18 protein-coding genes and 1 riboswitch are annotated in these 23,524 nt (G+C 32.4%); of the genes, 4 read left to right on the top strand and 14 right to left on the bottom strand.

Going from position 1 to position 23,524, the window contains the following annotated elements; all coding sequences use genetic code 11:
• Positions 1 to 290 precede the first annotated feature (290 nt).
• Together AC4BD1_RS03395 and AC4BD1_RS03390 are read left to right on the top strand one after the other, a co-directional pair.
• The gene (locus AC4BD1_RS03395) at positions 291 to 1,598 is read left to right on the top strand and encodes a serine hydrolase (protein WP_206906968.1); all 1,308 of its coding nucleotides are present in this window, start codon (positions 291 to 293) and stop codon (positions 1,596 to 1,598) included.
• A gap of 161 nt (positions 1,599 to 1,759) precedes the next feature.
• Positions 1,760 to 2,959, top strand: a complete 1,200-nt coding sequence (locus AC4BD1_RS03390; protein WP_206906966.1) for a YdcF family protein — start codon at positions 1,760 to 1,762, stop codon at positions 2,957 to 2,959.
• 73 nt (positions 2,960 to 3,032) lie between these two features.
• Here AC4BD1_RS03390 and AC4BD1_RS03385 read toward each other — a convergent pair whose 3' ends face one another.
• From AC4BD1_RS03385 to AC4BD1_RS03360, 6 genes are all read right to left on the bottom strand, one after another.
• Positions 3,033 to 4,298 (bottom strand): voltage-gated chloride channel family protein, encoded by a 1,266-nt coding sequence (locus AC4BD1_RS03385; RefSeq protein WP_490466977.1) that lies wholly within the window; start codon positions 4,296 to 4,298, stop codon positions 3,033 to 3,035.
• A 53-nt stretch (positions 4,299 to 4,351) separates the two neighbouring features.
• A riboswitch (Fluoride riboswitch) is annotated at positions 4,352 to 4,416 on the bottom strand.
• A 41-nt stretch (positions 4,417 to 4,457) separates the two neighbouring features.
• Positions 4,458 to 5,105: a FusB/FusC family EF-G-binding protein gene (locus tag AC4BD1_RS03380; RefSeq protein ID WP_490466976.1), complete on the bottom strand. Its 648-nt coding sequence runs from the start codon at positions 5,103 to 5,105 to the stop codon at positions 4,458 to 4,460.
• Positions 5,106 to 5,579: 474 nt separating this feature from the next.
• The gene (locus AC4BD1_RS03375; protein WP_490485809.1) at positions 5,580 to 7,598 is read right to left on the bottom strand and encodes a putative mucin/carbohydrate-binding domain-containing protein; all 2,019 of its coding nucleotides are present in this window, start codon (positions 7,596 to 7,598) and stop codon (positions 5,580 to 5,582) included.
• A 50-nt stretch (positions 7,599 to 7,648) separates the two neighbouring features.
• Positions 7,649 to 10,252: a toxin Cry1Ac domain D-VI-related protein gene (locus AC4BD1_RS03370; RefSeq protein WP_490485808.1), complete on the bottom strand. Its 2,604-nt coding sequence runs from the start codon at positions 10,250 to 10,252 to the stop codon at positions 7,649 to 7,651.
• An 824-nt stretch (positions 10,253 to 11,076) separates the two neighbouring features.
• On the bottom strand, positions 11,077 to 11,580 hold the full coding sequence (locus AC4BD1_RS03365) for an HD domain-containing protein (RefSeq protein WP_067483904.1): 504 nt from the start codon (positions 11,578 to 11,580) through the stop codon (positions 11,077 to 11,079).
• 119 nt (positions 11,581 to 11,699) lie between these two features.
• Positions 11,700 to 12,464 (bottom strand): TrmH family RNA methyltransferase, encoded by a 765-nt coding sequence (locus AC4BD1_RS03360; protein WP_490485807.1) that lies wholly within the window; start codon positions 12,462 to 12,464, stop codon positions 11,700 to 11,702.
• Positions 12,465 to 12,569: 105 nt separating this feature from the next.
• Between AC4BD1_RS03360 and AC4BD1_RS03355 the strand changes: the two genes are divergently transcribed.
• Both AC4BD1_RS03355 and yidC read left to right on the top strand, forming a co-directional pair.
• Complete coding sequence (locus AC4BD1_RS03355; RefSeq protein WP_206911175.1) at positions 12,570 to 12,845, top strand: acylphosphatase; 276 nt, start codon at positions 12,570 to 12,572, stop codon at positions 12,843 to 12,845.
• Positions 12,846 to 13,017: 172 nt separating this feature from the next.
• Entirely contained in the window at positions 13,018 to 13,953 is a 936-nt protein-coding gene (gene yidC, locus AC4BD1_RS03350; RefSeq protein WP_206911176.1) for a membrane protein insertase YidC, read from the top strand.
• A gap of 854 nt (positions 13,954 to 14,807) precedes the next feature.
• Here the strand turns inward: yidC and AC4BD1_RS03345 are convergent.
• The 8 genes from AC4BD1_RS03345 to AC4BD1_RS03310 form a co-directional block, all read right to left on the bottom strand.
• Positions 14,808 to 15,248 (bottom strand): hypothetical protein, encoded by a 441-nt coding sequence (locus AC4BD1_RS03345; protein ID WP_490485806.1) that lies wholly within the window; start codon positions 15,246 to 15,248, stop codon positions 14,808 to 14,810.
• Positions 15,249 to 15,352: 104 nt separating this feature from the next.
• The gene (locus AC4BD1_RS03340) at positions 15,353 to 16,471 is read right to left on the bottom strand and encodes a hypothetical protein (RefSeq protein ID WP_490466971.1); all 1,119 of its coding nucleotides are present in this window, start codon (positions 16,469 to 16,471) and stop codon (positions 15,353 to 15,355) included.
• Positions 16,472 to 16,723: 252 nt separating this feature from the next.
• Entirely contained in the window at positions 16,724 to 17,725 is a 1,002-nt protein-coding gene (locus AC4BD1_RS03335; protein ID WP_206911157.1) for a nitroreductase family protein, read from the bottom strand.
• Positions 17,722 to 19,221 carry a lipopolysaccharide biosynthesis protein gene (locus tag AC4BD1_RS03330; RefSeq protein WP_206911155.1) on the bottom strand — a complete coding sequence of 500 codons (1,500 nt, stop codon included), beginning with the start codon at positions 19,219 to 19,221 and terminating at the stop codon, positions 17,722 to 17,724. Before AC4BD1_RS03330 ends, AC4BD1_RS03335 begins: the two co-directional genes overlap by 4 nt.
• Positions 19,218 to 20,375 carry a polysaccharide pyruvyl transferase family protein gene (locus tag AC4BD1_RS03325; protein WP_490485805.1) on the bottom strand — a complete coding sequence of 386 codons (1,158 nt, stop codon included), beginning with the start codon at positions 20,373 to 20,375 and terminating at the stop codon, positions 19,218 to 19,220. The genes AC4BD1_RS03330 and AC4BD1_RS03325 overlap by 4 nt, the downstream gene beginning before the upstream one ends.
• A 12-nt stretch (positions 20,376 to 20,387) precedes the next feature.
• Positions 20,388 to 20,861, bottom strand: coding sequence for an acyltransferase (locus AC4BD1_RS03320; RefSeq protein WP_490466970.1), 474 nt, complete (start codon positions 20,859 to 20,861; stop codon positions 20,388 to 20,390).
• Between the two features lie 70 nt (positions 20,862 to 20,931).
• Entirely contained in the window at positions 20,932 to 22,005 is a 1,074-nt protein-coding gene (locus AC4BD1_RS03315; protein WP_206911152.1) for a glycosyltransferase family 4 protein, read from the bottom strand.
• Positions 22,006 to 22,014: 9 nt separating this feature from the next.
• Entirely contained in the window at positions 22,015 to 23,334 is a 1,320-nt protein-coding gene (locus AC4BD1_RS03310; RefSeq protein WP_490485804.1) for an O-antigen ligase family protein, read from the bottom strand.
• Positions 23,335 to 23,524: the final 190 nt, after the last annotated feature.

Below are 23,524 nucleotides of genomic sequence, written 5' to 3'. Positions count from 1 at the left end.
TTCAAAAATAGCTTGATAATTAACTTAAACGAGGTGAAAACGATGCAATTACTAATTATTTTTAGTTTATTAAGTATGATGAGCTTATTCGCATTTGTCGCTAGTCGTGTTGTTGAACTTGAACCACAACCAGCTAAAGTACGCGTAAAAAACGATTAATTCTATTCCTATTTAACTCTTCGTCTCCTGATTCAATCACATCTAAAGTTTTTTTCAGAAACATTGAAAGTCCCCACACTCTCTGATAAAATTTTAATTTGTACGAAAAGAAATCAATAAGGAGACCGAATATGTCCATAAAAAAAACACGGTTAGTTGTTCTGTTTGCTAGCCTCATCTTATGTGTTGCTTCCCTTTTCCCCACATTAACTGTTAGGGCTGATGACACATTTTCTGTTGGCGCAAAAGCAGCTTTTGCAATTGATGCCGAAACCGGCAAGATTTTGTATAACCAAGATGGTGACACGCCAATGGGAATTGCCTCAGTCACAAAAATTATTGGTCTTTACATCATTCTTGACCAAGTTAAAAATGGAAAACTTGCTTGGGATGATGAAGTATCCATTTCAGATTATGCCGAGGAACTAAGTGTAACACCGGATCTATCAAATGTGCCATTGCACAAAGAAAACACGTATACTGTCAAAGAACTTTTTGATTCTGCTGCAATTCAGTCTGCTAATGCCTCAATTGTTGCACTTGCTGAAAAAATAGCTGGTAGCGAACCTAAATTTGTTGAGATGATGCAATCACAATTAAAAAAATGGGGAATCACTGACGCTACTCTAGTCAATGCTTCTGGACTAAATAATAGCTATTTAGGTGACAATCTCTACCCTGGCAGCTCCGAAACAGACGAAAATCAACTTTCTGCTCGTGATGTTGCTATTGTTGCTCGCCATTTGATTCTAGATTACCCAGAGATTTTAGAGGTCACAAGTACTGCGACTCAAATGTTTGGTGAGGACACTGTTTCACCAGTTGAAATGGTGAACTGGAACTGGATGCTTCCGGGATTCATCAATCACAAAGAAGGCGTTGATGGACTAAAAACAGGAACAACTGATTTTGCTGGTGCCTGTTTTGTTGGTACGATCAAGAAAGATGATCGTCGTGTAATCACTGTTGTGTTGAATGCAGATGGTCACGAAGAAAATCCAAGTGCTCGCTTTACTGCTACTGCGAACTTGATGGACTACTGCTACGACAACTGGTCCGAAAAAGAATTAGGAAAAGCTGGAGCAAGTATCCCAGACATGAAAACGATCGATGTTCTTGACGGAAAAGAACAATCTGTTCCAGTCGCACTTAAGTCACCAGTTAAAGTTTGGGTCCGTAATGATATGGATACAGGAAAGTTGAACATTACACCTACACTTTCAAAAGATTCATTGACAGATAAACAAATTCAAGCACCTGCAGAAAAAGGAACAAAAGTCGGAACTGCTATAATTACTTTAGCAGATGATAAGCTTGGCTATTTAGACGAAAAAGATGCACCAGCTACCGACATCGTCACAACTGCTAAAGTCGAAAAAGCTAATATTTTTGTTCTTGGTTGGCGTCATGTTGCTGAATTTTTTACAAATCTTTTTTGATCCTGAGTAAACTTCCACTCATTTAGTGTGAGAAGCCTTTGTCACATGACAAAGGCTCTCACGCTTTTTTGTTTCTCACTTTCTTTCCATTTTTTGGTTTTATTAAAAGCTTTTTTATAGAAATTTCGTTATACTTAATGAATGAAAAAGGAGTTGAACGTATGAATTTAACCAGAGATCTTGCTTTTATGGCTCTCTATTTTTTAGGCATTGTTGGTGTTTATTATTGGCGGAAAAAACAAAAAGATCCCGCACTTTTTTTCTATGGTAGTACATGGTCTTTTGGCGTATTGCTGACTTATCTGATTGTATTAGAAATTTCCTATCATTCACTTTTTTTTATGATTCCCTTGTTTTTCTTTAGTATTTTTGCCTTTTTTTATTTTACGGAGAAAAGGCGCCTACTAAATGGGTGGCTATTTAATTTATTTCTCATCAGTTTTGGCATTTACTTAGTCATGCTATTGTTTGAAACAGAGAATGTTTTCATTGGTGGACTACTTGCCTTGATTGCTATTCCCCTTCTTTTAATCCTGTTATTTGGATTATATATACTGATTGTTGTTTTATTTTGGAATGGGATAGTGGTACTAAAAAAAGAATCACATTCACTGGCAAATTTATTGACGTTATTACTTGGCATTTTCTTAACCATCTTTTTGTTAACTGAACTTTTCTTAATTCAATATCTGCCACAATGGGCAAATGTTCTATTCAGTGTTGTGCCAATGATTTTATTCTACTTGTTCGTCGTATTTTATAATTTCTTGACGATTTCTGTTCTGTACCAATTTAATCGTCCACGGTTCAACCAAGATTTCATCATCGTTTTGGGTGCGGGGCTTTTAGGTGGCGAAAAAGTATCCCCTTTACTCGGACAACGAATTGATAAAGCAATCGCCTTTTACCGAGCACAAGAGCGAGCAACACTTAATCCACCAAAGCTATTGATGTCTGGTGGACAAGGGATTGATGAGAAATTGCCTGAAGCCGTTGCAATGAAAGATTATGCGTTAAAAAAAGGCATTCCAGAAGATCAGATTCTTGTTGAAACAAATTCAACGACTACTTTAGAAAATATGCGTTTTTCTAAGGAAATCATGGATCGTCTAATGAACGGCCCTTATCAAGCAATTTTCAGTTCAAATAACTATCATATATTTCGTGCAGGAATGTATGCACGAGAAGCACAACTAAAGGCAAACGGAATCGGTTCAAAAACAGCTTTGTATTATTTGCCAAATGCTTTTCTTAGAGAATATATTGCTGTTTTAATGATGAATAAAAAGCGGCATTTAATTGCATGTTCGTTGATTTTCCTATTTGATTTGTTACTTGTGTTAGTCACGTTGTTTAATTAAGTCGTGAAAGAAGTACCTAGCTCCAATAAATAAAAAGCAAGTCTAAGTCATTCAAGTGACTTAGACTTGCTTTTTATTTATGCCTGTTGCGAAACGATTCAAGTAATGGGGTAAAGAAAACCCCTTTTTTTACAGCAATTTGTTGAGCAGAATAAATCCCATTGTTTCCAGAACACATAAAGCTGACTAAACATATCAAAAAGAAATACACAGCGGCTTCACTACCAAACAATTCGATTCCCATAATAAAACAAGCTATTGGTGTATTCGTCGCACCAGAAAACACACCAATGAAGCCAAGCCCAGCTAGAAATGGGACGGACATGTGTAAGATTGGTGCCAAACTTGCACCTAATGTTGCACCAATTTCAAAAAGAGGCGTCACTTCTCCACCTTGGAATCCAGCACCTAACGATAGAATCGTAAAGCCAAGTTTTCCTAAAAAGTCAAATGGATGCGCATTGCCATTAAAAGCATCTTGCAGTAAAGGTAAGCTTAAGCCAAGATAACGTTGTGTTTGTAAGACAACAGCTACCAAAACAACAATTGCTCCACCCATAAAATTTCGTAAAACAGGATTGGTAAACCAATGGGCATAAACTTTCTTCAAAAAGACGATTGAACGACTAAAAACCCAGCCACAAATTCCAAAGATGATTCCTGCCAACATTAATTTGACAAACAAACGACCACTCCATGCAGGAATTTCTCCCATTGGATAATGTGTGTGAGTGACTCCAAAACTTTCTGTCATGAGATTTGCAAAAATAGCGGCAAAGAAGCTTGGAAATAAAGCTTCTGTTCTTACTTTACCAATCGCTAAGACCTCTAATCCAAATAAAGTTCCAGCCAAAGGTGTTCCAAAAACAGAACTAAATCCTGCACTGATCCCACTGATAATCAAGATTTCTCGTTCCAATTGATCCAATTTAAATACACGCGACAAGTTATCTGCTAAGGCTCCCCCCATTTGAACAGCCGTTCCTTCACGACCAACTGAACCACCAAATAAGTGAGTCGTGATTGTTCCAAACAAAGTCAACGGTATCAAACGCAGTGGCACTCTTTCCTCCCCACCATTTCCTTGATCGATAACTAGATTATTCCCACGACTTGAATTCCCACCATAATTTGTATATAAATAAGCAAAAACAGCACCACTTACAGGCAAAAGAAAGAATAGCCACGTATGGGTCAAGCGCAAATTAGTTACAAACGTTAAACTATTTAGGAAAAAGGCTGAAAGACTACCCATGATCACACCTAAAATAGCAGTAATCAGCAACCATTTCAGCATATAGCCTCCTATTCTGAATATATTCGTTGTTTGTTTCCCCATTAAAATTCCTCCTAAAAAAAGACACCTACTAAAAAAGAGGACACTAATCCCTTTTTTTAGTAGGTGTCATTAGTTTATTAATAAACGTTTAAAGGCGAACACCATCACCTATTCACTTCACCTAAAAATATAGCATGATTTTCTGAAAATTACAATCAACTATCGTTCTTTTTTCACGCGATGGACAAATTCATAAAATGGCTCAAGTTGCACTAACTGGTGATTACATGTATCACTATCATGACAAATATAATTGCCCTTTTTCGTATAAGTACCATCTGAGCCTGATTTTGTCGTAGAAAGAAAGAGTGAAACATTCGATGTCTTCTGGCAAATAGCACAAATCCCTTTTGTAATGGTTGGTGATAGACTACCATAGTCTCCTTGGAGTTTTCCTTCATCATAATAAAGCAAATACTTTCTTTGACTCCCAGCATCATTGAATCCTACATAAGTATGCTCTCTAAGATCGTAAGCTGACCAGTTTGGTTGTTTCAGCTTTTTCACTTTCCGAAAAATTTTGTCCACTTGCTGCTTCGAAGGTTGTTCAAAAGGTATGACATAAGTTTTTAGTTCTTCCATGACACGCTCTGCTTTTGCCCGTGTGAGCGTGACGTCCATTACAACTGCCAAAAAATCGGTAATTTCAGGTAATTCTTTCTGAATGACAGAATGAATTTTTTCAGCTGCTAATGCTTGAACTGTCTGAACCGTTTTCGGATCATTCACAGAGGAATAAGCATTAAGCAATTGATCTACTTCACGTTGAATAAAATAATATTGATATGGTTGGATTGTTGGTTTCATTTTAAGAGTCCTTTCTTCTTTCAAAAGTCATACTTTGAAGAAAAAAGTTGTTTCAACAAAGTATGTCGTTACTTGTTCAAACCCAACTCTTTTAAATAAGATACGTTATTGTGCATCTCATCATCACCCCCTTTATTTTTATGTCGTTCTATGTAATGCCTACGCAAACAACCTTTTGTCATTAAACACTATATTTTTTCTTTCGTCAAATAGGATTTCTTTATCTTTCAACAATAAATGATAGTGCATAACTAAATAAAAAACGTTATCCAAAGTATGCTCTGTAAAGAAACACCTTTAGATAACGTATCGTTAAAAATGTTTTATATCATATTAAAAACTGAAACATTCTACAAAAAGACATTACGCTTTGCTACTAGAGTAATCGCTACTATTAAAAACAATAGGTACATTAGAACAATCAACAACTTTTAGTCAAATTAAGTCACTATTTTTCAACTGACTATCCTATAACTATTTTAACAATACCAACTGCCCGTTTTTCACTTCAAAACGAACAGTTTCTTGATTTTTTTCTAATAAATCAGGATGATTAGAAAAGAATCGATTATTGTTACGATATTCTTGATGCATCAATGTTACAATATCGCCGTCTTTTAACGAAATGATTTTTTCTTCATTTTTTTCCATATAACGATCTCCTACAAACTCTTTAAAGTAGACCTGTTCATTCCCTCTATTAATCTGAATACTTGCATAAGGATAATTGAAATACGAATGTGGTGTACCTTTGGAAATACGTATAACTGCTTGACCATTCGAAACGTCTAGTGTTGCAAAAAGCCAATTACCGAGTCCTCCAAAGGTAATTTCTTGTAATTGATCGAAAGCTCCTTTTATTTTTAAAAGTAGCTTGTCTTTTTCTTTACTTTCAGGTAAAGCCAGTACATATTTTTTCGCGAAATCAATATCTTTTTGCATGACTTCTGGTTTAATTTTATCTGTATTTTCTTGATATAACGATTGTACAGCTTGTGCTGCTTCTTTTACATAATTTACTAATGAGATGTTTATCGTTTGATTGTCCTTCACAAACAAATAAGGTTGAGAGATATAGCCAACATTCGTATCTAATTCTAAAGAATATACGCCGTTAGGCATGTTTTCAATTGTTACACTTTCTTTATTTAAAGGAATTTCACGATACAATTGATGATCTCTATAAATTTTTAATGTCGTCCCTTCAAACAATTCTATATCAGGAAACTGTAATTTGATATCACTTGTTAGACCTAGACTATCTAATTCTTGATTGGTAACTAATGATAAAACAGAACTTAAACGATTATGTTTAGTGAATAGATTGATAGCACTCTGTAACTCTTGATCAGGAACTACTTGTGCTAAATGTGAAACCATTTGATACCCATTTTTCTCTGCAAATTTTTTCGATTCTTCTTTCACATTCATCTTCCATGCACTTAATACAGCAGAAAAATCGTATTTTTTTGGCTCTCCTAAATATTTTACAAATAAATCTGGTAATAGATAATGATCCGGATTATATCCTGATTGAGAAGCTAATTCGCGATACTTTACATAAAAGTTTTTAAACCCTTCATTACCAGATTTATCAATCAAATTAGATAAAATAATTAACTGATCTCTTAATCCTTGTTGATTATAGTTCATTGTATTTTTATCTATAAGATGTTTAATACGCATTTCTATTTCATTCTTTTTTCCATAATCATATAACCATGTATTTTTATCAGCTACATCTCTTCCAAATTTTTTGTAAGTATAAATCACACCATAAATATTGTTCCATACTTCGCCAGTGTTCATTCCTTTACTCATGAAATTTCCTTGATAACCATGACCCGTTTCATGTAACGCACCCCAACCATCTTCTAGCCAAGCATCGGCTGACTTATCTGATTGTGCTGCCCACCATTCTCCATAATATAGACCACCTGCACCATGTTTATCTGCTTTGTAGAAAAAGCGCCGAGTTGAGGAGCGATTAATGGGATCTTGTGCACTATCTGATAAACCGATTAATTGATTGTAATAACCAATAATGTTTTCATCATACATTTGAATAACATTATTTAAATCGGTAGCTTGTACTTGATTTTTGTTTATTTCTGGAAATAAGGTTTGGAATCTCTTGCCTTGTACTAAGGCAAATCCTTTTTCATGATTCCATTTGTTTATAAAAGAACTTTTTGTAGTATTTTTTTGATATTTGGGTAATTCTCTTTTTGTTCCTTCTACAGTAAATTCAACAATTGGCGTCTCCTTATTTTTTTGAGTATAAGGAGTCTCGATAAAAGGAACTGATAACGCACTAGCAGTTAAAGATACCTCATTTTTTGAAAATTCCACTGATGATTCTGTATGTGAATCATCATTTAACAGGCGGAGTTTTAAATTTGCTTTAAAATTGGGATTAACTTGTTTAATTTTTATCTTTGATCCCTTCTCGATTTGAATGCCCAAATCTTGACGATCATGATTATTTCCCATTTTGATTCCCGCATTTAATGTATTAGTAGGTTCTTCAAGTGTAAAAATTTCTAGCTTTTTTTTTTACTTTCAATAGAGACTTGTTGTTCCGCTACTTGCTTATAATCACTACCATAGATCACAACTGACGCTTTATCTGTTGCTTTCAATCCACTCATATAATATTTGAAGGTTCCTTCTGGTAAATTGTTCATTGATACTAAGGCTTTCTTTTCGCCATTGACTACCAATCGCATATATGCGGCATCGTCCCCTGTGTATGTTCCAGTCACAAATTGGCTGATTCCTTCTTTGTATGGATCAACACTTGTAATTTCTACTGGTACTTTCGCTTTTTCGATTGGCACTTCTTTTTCTGCTAACTGTTTGTAATCTTTACCATAGATCACAACTGACACTTTATCTGTTGCTTTCAATCCACTCATATAATATTCAAATTTACCTTCTGGTAAATTGTTCATTGACACTAAGGCTGTTTTTTCGCCATTGACCATCAATCGAATATAGCCAGCATCGTCTCCAACATACGTTCCAGTCACAAATTGGCTGATTCCTTCTTTATACGGATTGACACTTGTAATTTCTACTGGTACTTTTCCTTTTTCGATTGGTACTTCTTTTTCTGCTAACTGTTTATAATCTTTACCATAGATCACGACTGATACTTTATCTGTCGCTTTTAACCCACTCATATAATATTTGAAGGTTCCTTCTGGTAAATTGTTCATTGATACTAAGGCTGTTTTTTCGCCATTGACCATCAATCGGATATAACCAGCATCTTTTCCTTTGTATGTTCCAGTCACATATTGGCTAATTCCTTCTTTGTATGGATCGACACTTGTAATTGCAAATTGTTCGTCTTGTTTATCCAACAATTCTTGTGCTTTGTCGATTTTGTTTTGTAGTTCTTGTTTTTTCGCTTCATCTGTTACTTTATCGACCGCTGCTTGTGCTTCGTTGATTTTGTCTTGGTTGACGCCATCAGCTAGGTTTTCTCCATTGAACAAGCCGTTGACTTTGTCAGTTGCTTCTTGCACGATTTGTGCTTGTTCGTCTTGTTTGTTCAACAATTCTTGTGCTTTGTCGATCTTGTTTTGTAGTTCTTGTTTTTTCGCTTCATCTGTTACTTTATCGACCGCTGCTTGTGCTTCGTTGATTTTGTCTTGGTTGACACCATCAGCTAGGTTTTCTCCATTGAACAAGCCGTTAACTTTGTCAGTTGCTTCTTGCACGATTTGTGCTTGTTCGTCTTGCTTGTTCAACAATTCTTGTGCTTTGTCGATCTTATTTTGTAGTTCTTGTTTTTTCGCTTCATCTGTTACTTTATCGACCGCTGCTTGTGCTTCATTGATTTTGTCTTGGTTGACACCATCAGCTAGGTTTTCTCCATTGAACAAGCCGTTGACTTTGTCGGTTGCTTCTTGGATTGAATTATCCCATTCTGCTGAATATGTGACACCTAATAAATCAAAAATTGAAGTGGCATTATTCACATTTTTTGATGGTTTCCATCCTAAAAATGCATGATTTTTTCTTGACGGAGTTTGTCCCTCTTTCCATGAATTGAAATTGGATAGTTCTAATTGTTTTGGAGTCACACAAATTTTATCTATATACTTGAGAGTAGATGCGCCTGAAGAAAATGCCCCACCGTTTGCATCTAGTGTTGGAAATGCTTCTGGTATTCTTCCTGATTCAGTTACAAAATCAAAATTAAGAAATTTAGATGAGGTCGTAGGATTTACGATCACTGACAATGGTTTTCCTACTGCTGTTTCATTAGTAGCTCTATCACCCAGTATTTTATTGGTATCTTGTGTATCTAATGATGTATTACGTAAATCTATTTTTCTTAAAGCTGGTGTATTTTCAAACATATAGCTCATATCTAAAGCCTTCTTATTCGTATTCAACATACTTAAATCTAAAGACTGTAATGAAGTACATCCACTAAACATTCTGCTCATGTTTGTTACATTGTTGAAATCAGTTGTTCCAAACTTAACATTTTTCAATTTTGAACAGCCTTGGAACATACTTGACATATTTATGGAATCTATTACATTTATATTTAAACCAGTTAAGTCAACACTTTCTATACTAGAATTTCTAAAAAAATTGTTGAACCTTTCTACTCCATTTACTAATACTTCCTTATTACCTTCTACTCTAAAAGAAGTAATTGGATTTCCAGTGGCATTTTGCATAAACTTTGTGCTACCACCATTTACTCTGACTTTCTTTTTTGTTTGCATAGTTCCTAATAAGACAATGCTCATTTCAGTTGGTATTACAACATCTGTATCAGTATTTCTACCTAAGTATTGATTAACTTGGTAAAAATCTTTTTCAATCGTTATATTCCATCTTTTCTTTGTATTCTGGTCCATTAAATCTACTGTTTGACCTACACTATAACGAGGAGTTCCACTAGACGAATCTGTTTGAACATCATCGGATGCCTGTACTTGTTTTTTTGAATTTTCTGTAAAATCTATATTTGATTCGTTTGTTGTTTGGTTTAATTTTTCGTCTACTTTTTCAGTAGAATTAGCGTTCTCAACCTCTTGCTCTAATGCAGAAACAAGAGGAGTCGTTACCATGTTTCCCAAAATTAAAAATGATGCTAAACAATATTTGAAAGATTTCATTCACACTACTCCTTGTCTATTAATTTAAATGGATGATTTTACCATCGCTTTTAAAATTGTTATTTATTCTCTAGTTAATAAGCGTTTACTTCTTGCTCCAATAAACCTATCTTCTATAAACATCTCCCCCTATGTCATTTAATTTATACTAAAAATATTGATGTTTATTTTAAAAATTTAAAAAAAGAGAAAAAAATAAAAATACATAACAGCTAAGGACAATCATCCAGCCTAAAGAAGAAACGAAATCTAAAAATTTACTGAATAATCACTTCGTAAACTAAAAGAAGATGCGGATGAACCAAAAGAAACTATACTATCACTGAAACTTTTTTATTTAATCAAAAAAAAAGATTGTTACCATATTTATTAGTAATAAATATCTAAATAACAACTTGGTTTGCCTTTATTTTTCTTTAAATGTTCTTGAAATCAATCTATTTATGAATTACAGGAATCAAGGGAGGATTTTATACCATAAACGTTTTGACTGATTTATTTTGATCGTACATTGAACTATAGTGACTTTTAATTGTTCTAAATATAAAATATTCCTTTCTCCATGAATAAGTAAAAGCTTAGCAAAGTGACATCATTTATCGATAAAATCATCAATAGATTCGATTACTTTGGTAGAATAATGGATTTACTTTTTTCTCAGACAACTAGCAACTCTAGTTTTATTCCAAAATAACTTTGATTTACTTTTGTTATAAGCAGTTGATTCCCCAAAAGATAATTCCACTGTAGCATCTTCTCAATTTTTATTATTAACTGAAGATAAAAAAACAAGACAGCAATCACGATTGCTGTCCTGTTTTTATTTAAATAGACTGTTCTTTTCCAAAATAATGTTGCCATTTTTGACGCATGCTGCTAGTCATTGGTTGGGCAGCTTCTTTCACTGCGCAATATTTATCAACAAATGTCACAATGTAGCTTTCTTTATATTTGGGTGGTGCAATAGTTGCTCCCCACATATGTTTCAAAATGATATCACGTTCTAAATCAGAAAGTTCCGTGATCTTTTCTGCATTTTTCACAGCAATTCTTGGGTGGACATACGCATGTGAACCTTCATCAAATTTAGTTGTTCGCCAGTCGTAATAAAACAGATCATGTAAAAGCCCAGCTCTTGCTGTTGCTTTAGCATCTCCGCCCCATTTTTTCGCTAATAAATAACTATAATAAGAAACACTAATGGAATGTTCCAATCGTGTTGAGTGGACATGTTGCGTGTAGTCGGCTAATTTTTTCACTGCATCTGTTTCCAAAAGATCTGCTACATAAGACATGTATTCTTCGTCTTCACGCCATTTTTCTGTCATATTTTCAATCTGCCACCTTTTGATTTTCGTTATTTCTGAAATTGACCATAGTATACCACCTGAAACGATAAGATTCTAGCTGCTACGTAGTAAAATAAGAAAGCTTAATAGTTCCTTAACTAAACTGCAAAGTGATACAACAAGATCCCCGTCGCTACACCTACATTCAATGATTCAGCGTTTCCACTCATGGGTATATAGATATTTTTATCTGTGAAGTTCAACAGTTCTCTGCTCACACCTTGTCCTTCATTTCCCATGATGATGGCAAAGTTAGTTGGCTTTTCTACTTCATTCAATGCTGTTGCTTCTTCGTTCAATTCTGTTCCATAAATCATAAAATCCTGCTCTTTTAGTTGCTGAACAGCATGTGACAAGTCCATTTGGATTACAGGTAAATGATAATTACTACCTTGCATACTTCGCAACACTTTCGTACTGTACAAATCAGCTGTCCCCTGACCAAGAAGCACGCCTGCTAAGCCAAAAGCATCAGCTGTTCGAATCATCGTCCCCACATTTCCAGGATCCTGGACATTATCTAACAGCAACCAGCCACCAGAAAAGGCTGGTGATTCCATTACTTCACGCGCTACAACAGCAAGGATTCCCTGTGGCGTTGGTAAATCAGATAAAGCTTGCATGACTTCGTCTGTTACTAAAAATAATTCAATATCTGTTAATTGATCAAGCCAAGTTTGCCACTCTCTTTGTCCTTTTTGGGTAACGTAAATTTCTTTAATGACAGCATTTGCAGCGACTGCCTCTTCAATCAAGTGAAAACCTTCTAAAAGATAGGCACAATTTTCTTCGCGATACTTTTTCTTATGCAATTTTTTCAATTCTTTGATTCGTGGATTTTTTGCGGATTGAATTTCTTTCACCTTTTTCACCTCACTTAATTATAGCATGTATTCAGGGCTGCAACTTGTTTCTCTAACAAAAAATAGTTATCATAAGGATAAGAAAATGAAAGCGGGTGACAACTTATGCGTAAAGTCAAAATGAATGTCCAAGGTCGCGTCCAAGGTGTTGGTTTTCGTTACACAACAAAAATGGTTGCCGATCGTTTAGGCATTTATGGCACAGTAAAAAACGAAGAAGATGGTTCTGTTACAATTGAAGCTGCTGGTGAGGACAAACAAGTAGAAAGCTTCATTAAAGAGATCAAAGATTCACCCAGTCCAGCTGGTCGCGTGACTTATCTTGATTTACAAGATAATCCATGGATGGATGCTCGAACAAGTTTTGATGTTATCTACTAACGACTCTATGAAAAAGTAAAAAACGGATTTCTGGTTTCCTTATTTATTTTTCTCTGCGTTCATGGGATAGTTTCCGAACATTTCTATGACTTTTCTATGAAGTTGATTGAATTATGAAAATTTTTTTAGTATAGTTAATTTTGTGTAAAAATTATGGAAGAGGAAGTATTTTATGAATAAATGGAAAAATTGGTTATTGGGATCTGGACTGGTCACTGTCCTACTTTTTTTATCCGGTTGTGTTCGAACTGACTCGCATGGAAATCCTGACACATCAGGTTTTGTCTATCGAATTCTCGTTCATCCAATGGGGCAAGCAATTACCTATTTAGTGGACAATTTTAATTGGTCTTATGGCTGGGCCGTTATTGTATTGACCATTATCGTTCGATTAGTAATCTTGCCTTTAGGTATTAGCCAATCGAAAAAAACAATGATTCAATCAGAAAAAATGCAAGCGTTAAAACCACAAGTATCAGCTGCACAAGAAAAATTAAAAGCTGCTACAACGCGTGAAGAACAAATCGCTGCGCAAGCAGAAATGCAACAAGTCTACAAAGATAATGGGATGAGTATGACTGGTGGGATTGGTTGTTTACCATTGCTAATCCAAATGCCTATCTTCTCAGCACTTTACTTTACTGCTCGTTACACTGAAGGTATCCGTGAATCAAGCTTTTATGGAATCGACCTTGGCTCACCAAGTTTGGTATTAGTTGCTATCGCTGGTATTGCTTATTTACTTCAAGGATATATCTCAACGATTGGTATTCCTGAAGAACAAAAGAAAACCATGCGTACCATGTTGATTGTTTCACCAGCAATGATTGTCTTTATGTCAATTAGTGCACCAGCCGGCGTTACACTGTACTGGGTAGTTGGTGGTATCTTTAGTTGTATCCAAACATTTATTACGAACGTATTAATGAAACCACGCTTAAAAGCACAAGTTGCGGAAGAACTAAAACGAAATCCACCGAAACAAGTCGTGACACCACGAAAAGATGTCACACCTAATGAACCAAAAAAAGCAACAAAACAAGTCAATACGCAACAAAAGAATAATTCATCAAAGAAACGAAATGCTGGAAAGCAACAAAGAAAATAAGTATATACCGTGATAGTCAGCAAATGGTATCCACTTTTTATAGCGATAGTAGTAGATATTCTCGCGTGTTTTTAGACAACAACAGCGACCTTCTTTTTAAAGAAGGTCGCTGTTGTTGTCTGGTCCTGAACTCATATTCTCCTCAACTATCCCGTTTACTCGTTGCATATATCCTTATTAAAATAAATCAATTTGTTACTATCTACAATGGTCTCTAGTATCCTTATTTTTTGAAAATCAACTAGCAGTTTAACTTTTAATAATCCATTTTTTCTGTTTCTATCTACCCAGTCATAATCGATTAACCGTTTCTCCTCCAGCTTAACTAATCATTGAATGATCCACCATATAATTAAGCCGAGTATTAAAATAAACAAAACTAGCAACAAAAAAGAAATTAATGTAAATCCAGTGTTGAATATTTTGCAAAAAATAAAATCAACTAACCAACAAATACATAGTAAACTAATAATCAAAGCAACTATTATATTTTGCATATATTCTTGAAATTCTGTTAAATCACTTAAAATAGACTTATGCATTTGGGGATTTACCAAGTCCGTTTATATACGAAACTACAACTATTTTTCTTAATAAACTAGTGTATATTTTAATGATTAAATTACTCAAAACAGTCCGGTAGTAGATAAAATTCTCACAATTTAAATATTCTAAATCCAATAGCAATTTTCGCCTTTCTAATTCGTAATATTCCCATTTCCAGCTATTAAAAAACAGTAGTTTAATTGAGTAATGCGTTCAACTTTTTAGTTCATGACTATGGCAATCATTCTGTTTAAAAATTTCTGTAGAATACCAAAAGTAATTTTCATAAGATTTATTACTTTTTTTACCTACTTATTTTTTTGTTTTCCAAATCTATTTTCATAAACATTTCTATATTTATCATATAATAATTTTCCTACTAGAGTTTTTACCTTTGTGTTGGTTTTTGTATAATCAATTGAGTCCATATAATCTAATAAATATTCCTGATTAATTACCTTCAAAAGTCGTTCACCGGAAGTCTCCATTGATAAAAGAACTGGATTTGTTAAATAATTGTAGAGTTCAGCAAGATATGCTTCTTGAAGATAAAATTGAGAAATTTTCGAAAAAAATTCTTTTCCATTTATATCAGAAATAGTTTGTTGAATTTCTCGTTTGGTTTTTTCATACTCTTTGCATAATACTTTTGCGTTTCTTCTAAGAATTTCATTTTCTTGCGTATCTGATAGTAAAAAATATCTACGACTTATTATCCAAGGATCAATTTCCCAAAAAAACTGACACAATTTTTTTCGCCTCCATTTAATATTTTAAAAAAACAGCAAATTTGATTCTTAAAATTTTAGATCCAGAATCAATTATATTTCTATATTATTATCACTATGAGTAACTACAGTGGCTTTCTTTCAAATTTATAAAAGCCTCTAGCTCTTAGAATTTTCCCCTTTTCAACATATAATGGGGAATTTTTTTCACTAGCAATTAAATTAAAATATAGCTTCCCATATTGTTTATAAAACCATATACTATTATTTTTATTATATTCATAATTTCCAATACCATAAGATGGATCGATTTCCATTGTTAGATAATTTGCTCCATCTGAAAGGATTAATTTTGAACAATTTGATTTCTCTTTGCTGCTTCCAAAAATATCGTAGGAAAAATTTTTAATTTCATCAGGAAATAATGGATCTCCAACTGGTATGATGCCATTATTATAATTATTTGTTGATGCTTGTAAGAAATAATAGTCATCTATTGTGACATCTTCTAACGGCGTTAATTCTACCTCGACCTTGATTTCTCCACCAATTATTGTATAGATAATTTTTTCTTTCAGAATCCCTCTGCCTGTCCCATCTAATTTTTTTGTATTTGTTCCTTGAACGATATTCGTTGTAATAAGTTTTACTGTATCAGCTTGGTACATCCCATCCTTATTGTATTCTTTCTCATCTAATAAAAGACGAAAACTTTCCATTTTAGCGGTTGGTGTATTCCTCTTATCATCAAAGGTATGCCATCCCCCAGTAAAACCATTCGAGTCTGGATCATCTCCATCTATATTATCTATTGCTCTTAAGCGATGATAGGGAGAAACATAATCTGTAGCAACTTTATTCAGCAGAATTTTTTCATTATCAAAATCATCGGATATTGTACCTTTCTTATTAGGTATCAAATAAGAATTTGATATTTGCCAAGTTTTATTTTCAGAAACTACTGCAAATGTAAGTAGCAAATCATAATTAGAATCATATTTACTAATAATCTTTACAGAGTCCTTCTCTTTTTTTATATTCATCATTTTACCTTCAATATTTACCTTCTTATCTGCTAATTTTTGATAATTTTTATCGTAAAGTTCAACAACCACATCATCGTCTTTTTTTAGTCCAGGCATATAATAACTGAAAAACTTTTCATCTTTTTTTGTTCCTGAAAAAACAACTTCTGGAGTTAAAAATAAAAATAACGAACTTATAAGCAAAAACCACTTAACCATTAATATAAAAATATTCCTTTCTATTTGAATCTCTGCTATACTTGCGAGCAATTTTTTGATAAGTTTATTTCATTTTAGAACATCGGTTGATTTTTTATTTTTTCTCTATCTGTTTCGATAAAATACTCTACTTCAATAGTTTTCATATAGAGCTGGTAATTCGATTGCTCTAAAAAAATTAAAAATCTTACTTGTCCTATTAGTTACTCTTTCAAGTAGCTGTTCTTTCAATTTTTATGCTACTTTTCGTATCTATATATAACTTGTAATTTCATTTACACATAGCCTATGAGACATAGGTACCTTGTAATTTTTTTTAAAATTTCCTACCGTAATGTATAAAATCAAATTTTCAGAATCAGGAATATCTAACAATTTCCGTGTTTTTTTATCCCTTTTTATATCAAACATAGTATTTAAAGCACAGGCAGCGAGCCCCTCATATTCAAGAGCATATAAAAGTGACATAGCAAATAATCCACCATCTATATAAATTTGATTTCGTTCTGTCACATCAATAAAATAATTCGTATCTGTTGTTATCATAATCAAACATGGTGGACAAGTATAACCATTGAAGCCACCTTGAATTTTCAACGCTTTTTCTATAATTGTTTTGTCTTGAATTATACGAACTCGTGAACTTTGTCTATTGCAAACTGATGGGGTCTTTAAAGCTATTTCAACTGCCTCATTGATTTTTTTCAGATCCACACTAGAATTTTGGTAGTCTCTTACACTATTCCTTTCCAGAGCAAGATTTTTAAAGTTTTTACGATAGTTCTTGTTTACATCCACGCATGATAGTTGCTTGGCACCTCCTATTTTAAAATTATGATTCAAATAAAATTCTTTGAATTCTTGCACATTTATAATAGGTTTGACATCATATCTTTTTTCTTCATGTACACTGATATATTGATTCAATACTGAAACAGCATTTAAATAAATCGAATTATACGTATCGTAATTCGATTTTTTATATAGCTTTACCAATCTATACAATTCGGGTATTACATTCTTGCCAAAATAATAACGGAAGTTTTCTCTAGCTAATCCTTTTTCAACTGAATGACTGTAAAAAATAAGTCTAGCTTTTAATTGTTCTTCATTTACAAAATTTTTTTTTGAATAATTTTGTAAAAATCGTTTTTTATCTAACTTGAAGAGATACAGACTTCTGCCATAGTTACGAATTTGTTTTAATTTTTCCAAAAAAGTATCAGGTAAAATATATTTTAATTCCTTTTTCATTTGCTCTTTCCTTTCACCACTTTAATAATAGGTTGTAGCACATGTGGGATAAATATAACAATAAAAATCAAATATATTACACAATAAATTAATCCGATTATAAAAAAATTCAAAAGATTGTTGCTATTAAAAGCATTGGTCATCACTTTACAGATTATGGTCGACATAGTTATTGGTAGTAAACACGGGATTGTCTTTTTCCAAAATAGCTTAATATTTAGTTTCATTACTCGTATATAATACCAATTCATGACTAAACCATAACCAACAATCAAACTGAATATATATCCGACCGTAACCCCCATTACTCCTACAGTATTTACACTTATTATAGTTATCACGATGTTTAATAAAGAAAAAATCGTTAAAACAATCGATCGAAAGAAATGCTTATTTCGTGCTTGTTGTATTTCAATCGCAATATTTTGTGACAAAGGAATCAATAGTGGAATCACCACTGAAATCAATAAGTAATAAACATTATCAAATCCTTGTCCTAGCCAAAAACGTAAAAATTCTTTCCCTAAAACAATAAATCCACCTAAGAAAAATCCTAAAATCAATACTTGATATCGTCCAATTTTAATCATTAAATTATCTAACTCACTATCGCTATTTGATTGATGAACTAACTGATTGACTTTTGGAATAAATATTGTCGTTAACACTTGAGAAAAAGTTAAGAACAAAGATTTTAGTTGGTTAACTATAGAATACATAGCTACTTGTTGGGTATTTTCTAGAATTCCTAATGTATAGATTGGGGCGCTATCATTAATTTGATTAAAAATTTGATTGAGAAAAATAAAAAATGAGAATGTGCCGATGTCTTTCATAAAAGACAGTTCAATATTTCGAAATGAAAAACCCATATTTAATTTTTTTATACAAAAATAAACATTAACGAATAAATTAAGAATAGTAATAGCAGTTTGAATGATAACTACTATTACAAGATTTTTGTGAAAAAAATATATAATAGGTATTGTCAAAACTGGCAATAAAATAGACTGCAACATCTGCCTTATTTGTTGAAAAACAAATCGTTCATTGGCTAATATATTGGATTCAAAAGTCGTACTTATAAATGTAAGTACAACATTTATAATCATAAAAAACATTAATTGCTTCAGTTTCATTTCATCTGCGAATGACGATGTTGACAAAAAGCTACTACTATTTTGCATGATAATAGTGCCAATCACGCAGGTAAGCAAAGATATGCCACTAAAAAAAATAAGATATGTGCCATTTAATTTTTTAATTCCATCTTGGTCTTTTTTTACTGAAAAAGAAGTATAAAATTTTATATAAGCAAATGAAAAACCTAGATTCAATAAAGATAAATTACTGACAATTGAATTTGAGAGCTGGTAGAGACCATAGTCACCCTTTCCAAAAAAACTTATGAGAATTTGTGTATAAATCAATACGGAAAAATTCTTTATAATTACAGTAAAATATGATAATACAATTCCTTTACTTCTATTAGTCATTTAGAATTCTCCTTACAAGAATTCACTATTTTTTCTTCTAGTAACGCTCTCCCTCTCTTTCTCTCATCTTCTAGTAAACACTGAGTTGATTCAAAATGAAATAAAGATAATCTTTCCTCAAAATTATCCTCAATATGTACGATTGCACATTTCATATTAAATTTATGAATCAAACTATCAATTCTTGTATACGTTCCTTTATTATCTGTACGTCTAAAAACAAAAAAAGGAGTTTCCATAATGATTGAAAATACACTGCCATGGAAAGAATCTGTAAAAACATATTGTGCTTGATAAATCAGTTCAACAAATTGCTTGGGATCAACAATAACTCTGTTTTCTCCAAAGGTATCTCCCATAATCTGAATAATTTTTAAATTCTTTTTTTGTGCAAAATCAGTGATTTTATTTACTATTTCCTTAGATATTTCACTTACAAAATAAATTAGTACAAATGCTTGATCTTCACTATCTTTTATTTGAAGTTCTTTTTTCCACTCCTCTTTATTTAATAATAAAGTTGGATCAGGTGCTGTATCTACAGTCTTTTGTATCAATTGTTCAACTATTTTTGTTCCTGATTCTTCTCTTACGGAAATATAAGCCATCTGTTGTAAATACTTCTTATAGTGCTGCTTTAATAAACAGGGTCTACTGGCTAATTCATCCACACCAAAACTAGCAGAATAGCTATATCTCTTTTCAGCCGGTGCAAAGCCAAGAAAATGTGTATGATCAAATTCAATAATATTAGGGTTCCAAACCTGATCGCTTCCTACAATAAATAAGTCATAATTATTTTGAAAATCACTCAGACATTTAGAATCAACTTTCTTTACTTTAATATATTTTTTTGTGAAAGCTCCAATTATATTCCACTTCTTAGCTTGCATTTTGCGATAATTCTTTCTTTTTTTGATACTCGAAAACGTTAATTTTTTTAGTACTTTTTTTGAAAGGTAGTAAACATCGCCCATGTTACCTGCATTAGTAATCCAAAGTTCTTTTTTTATACGATCAAATTTATTTTTAGTTATCTCTATCGTTTCAACTTCTGTACCAAGTTCGTTTAATACACGCTGTAACGCAAAATTTTGTAGCCTGTTTCCATAATTAAATTCACCATTTAGTGTGATAATTCCAATCTTTTTCATAAAATAATCCTTTCATTCATTAGTATTAAGCGAATTTCTATATTTTATAATTTTTGCTGGATTTCCACCTAAAACAACATTGTCTGGATATACTTTTCCTGGAACTACTGTTCCTGCAGCAATCACTGTGCCTTTTCCAATCACTGCACCTGGTAAAATAATTACTCTAGCGCCAATCCAAACATCATCCTCAATCACAACTTTTTTAGTCACTATTTCTCCATCTATTATTTTTTTTCCTAACGGAGGTATCTCATGATTTTGCGTGAAAATCATGACTTCAGGTCCCATCATCACATCATCACCAATGAGGAGACCGCCAGAAGCAACAATCATGCTACGATCTCCAATAGATGAACGACTTCCTATAGAAACTTTATTTAGATATGAAATCTTTAGTTTCGGACGAATCACTACGTCATTTCCTACAAAAGCAAAAATTTTTCGAGTAATCTCTTCTCTCATTCTCCGATAAATACGATCCAATAGAGTTGCTCTATACGGTATACATAGATAGTTTGAAATATAAAACATCGCATAGTAGACAAATTTCAACTTACTCACTCTTTCCAGAAATTACAGTTATTTTTTCCACTAAATTTTTATTGACCTCTTCACTATCATATTTTTTTGCCGTCTTTATGGCATTGATAGATAACATTTTCTGCTCTGATTTGGTCATCTTGTCATATTTTTCAATCATACATTCAAGATCTTCTTGGTTGCCTGGCTCAAATAAAAAGCCATTTTCTCCATTTTTCACATATGTTTTTATTCCTCCAAGATTACTACCAATGACTGGCGTCCCACAGGCCATGGATTCCAAACCAACTAGCCCTAAACTTTCTCCTTCTCTCATACTTGGGAAAATAAAAATATCTAAAGAAGAGTAAATATGAACTAATTTTTTTTGAGATAAACAATTATGTTTTTCAACGTATTTTTCTAAATTTAATTCTTTTATCAATGCCAGTGCTTCCTCATTTTGTGCACCATCACCGACCATGATCAATTGAATATCATAATTTTTTTGTATTAAATTTCTAATAGCATAAAGCAAAAGGTCCCATCCCTTTTCCTTATCAATTCGGCTTACATAGCCAATCGTTAGTTTTTCATTTGTATATTGTTTTTTTTGACTATTAAAAACAGTGAAGTCAATTCCTCCAGAAGGTGAAATCCAAGTGTTGACATTCTTACCATATTTATCTTTTACCAAATCTTCAAAATAAATGGATGGAACGATTGTTAAGTCAGCCTCTCCTATTAAATACTTTGTTAAAAAATTCGTTTTTTCTTCCAATTTTTTTTCTGGTGTTACGTCACTTCCATGAACGTTAACGATTAACTTTGCTTTTTTATTAAACAATCGTGCCATTAAAATAGGAGGTGCATTATATCCAGCATAGTGAACATAAATAATTTTGTATTTAGAAAAAAGACAATTCATAAAAACTTTCATATAGAAAATTAAATAATTGTATATTTTTTTTAATTTACTGGTCGTTTTCGTCATATAAATGATCTTAGCTTTTTCCTGTAGAGAAAGCTTTTTATAAAAATTTTTAACAAAAACGCCATAATTGGGATATTTCTCTGACGGATACATATTAGATATAACTAGTATCATAAAATTACCTCATTTTATACTTTTTAATCCAGCATCACTTGAATAACTCAAGAAAATAGCTAGAAATGTTGCTGTCATTGAATTAACAAAAATATGCCCACCCATAAAACTGTAGAGAAGAAAAATTATTAGCATACTTTTCATTTCATTCTTTTTGGAAAAAAACAGTAAGATAACTTCCTTTTTGAAGAAAGCAATGTATGAGATGAAACCAAAAAAACCATACGAAAATAAAAAATCAAAATAATCGATTTCTACAATTGACCGCTTTATTCCATCAATTGTTGGGGTGAAAGGAGAACTATATCCTGCTCCAAATAAATAAAGAAAAAATCGATGTGTTGAGTTATCGATTTCATACATGGTTTTAGTTAGATAGGACAATCGATTACTTGTTAAAAAATCGATTGTTGATCCATTAGACTGTTCGGAAAAATAGTTTAGTCTATTTGTGATATCTGTAATCAATCCACCTAAAAAAATATAGATTGCAATGAATAATAGTACTATGCTGGCAGCAAAATACAGCTTATATTCTCTTTTTATACTGCTACAAAATATTTGGTAGACAAAAATTAAGGAACAGACAATTGACAATAATATGCCTAATTTAGTAGCAGTGATGAATAAAGAAATAAGTGTAGCAATGTACAATAATATTGTCGTCACAGCTTTTTTAATTTCATTTTCATTAAAATAACTAATAATCAAATTTTTTATAAAGAACAGATTTGCAGCCAAAATAGCTATTAAGGAATTTAGTTCTATAAAAAAACCTTTATTCCCTACGCCTTGAACTTCTGACGCCTTAGACATTAGCCCATTATGATCAATGTCATAGCTAACAAATCCTGTTCCACATAAATAAGGAATTATAATCAAAGAACTATATAAAATTCCATATATCAAAATGATTTTTTTTAAGTCTTCTCTTTTGATTTCTTGTGAAGAAAGGCCTTCATAAAAATAGCAAAAATAGAACGGTGCTAACAGGATTCTAAAAACACTTTTTAGATCACTCATCAATAATGCTTTATTTTGATGGAAAAATAAAAATTGGCTTACTAGAATACACATAAACACACTTAAGAGAATTAGAAAATAAATATTGTATTTTTTTATCAAATTCCCCTTCATTATAAAATAACAACTTATCACTACTACAGTTGTTAATCTATAAATGTCAGATAGACCTAAGCCAGAAAAAAATCCATTTAAAGATTCAACTATAGGCATTATCATAAACAAGAGTATTATTATCTTATTAATCATATATACTTCAACACCTATGAGATTTTCTTCTACTATTTTTTCTGCTTCTTTTCTCATCTTTGTGTCTATGTTTTAAATATGTGTACGTCATAAACACAGTCCCGTATAAGATAAAAAAGAACGTACATAGAACACTAAGTATAGTTGTTTTACTGTTAGAGATAACATCAACAACTGAAGCATTACTAAGAATCGACAACTTACTATGTGAAAAGAGTTCATTCCCTTTATTACATAATTCTTTTAG

The sequence above is a fragment of the Enterococcus sp. DJ147D b genome, from assembly GCF_058216655.1.
The sequence above is the reverse complement of the archived record's forward strand: the minus strand, read 5'-3'. Positions and strand labels throughout refer to the sequence as shown.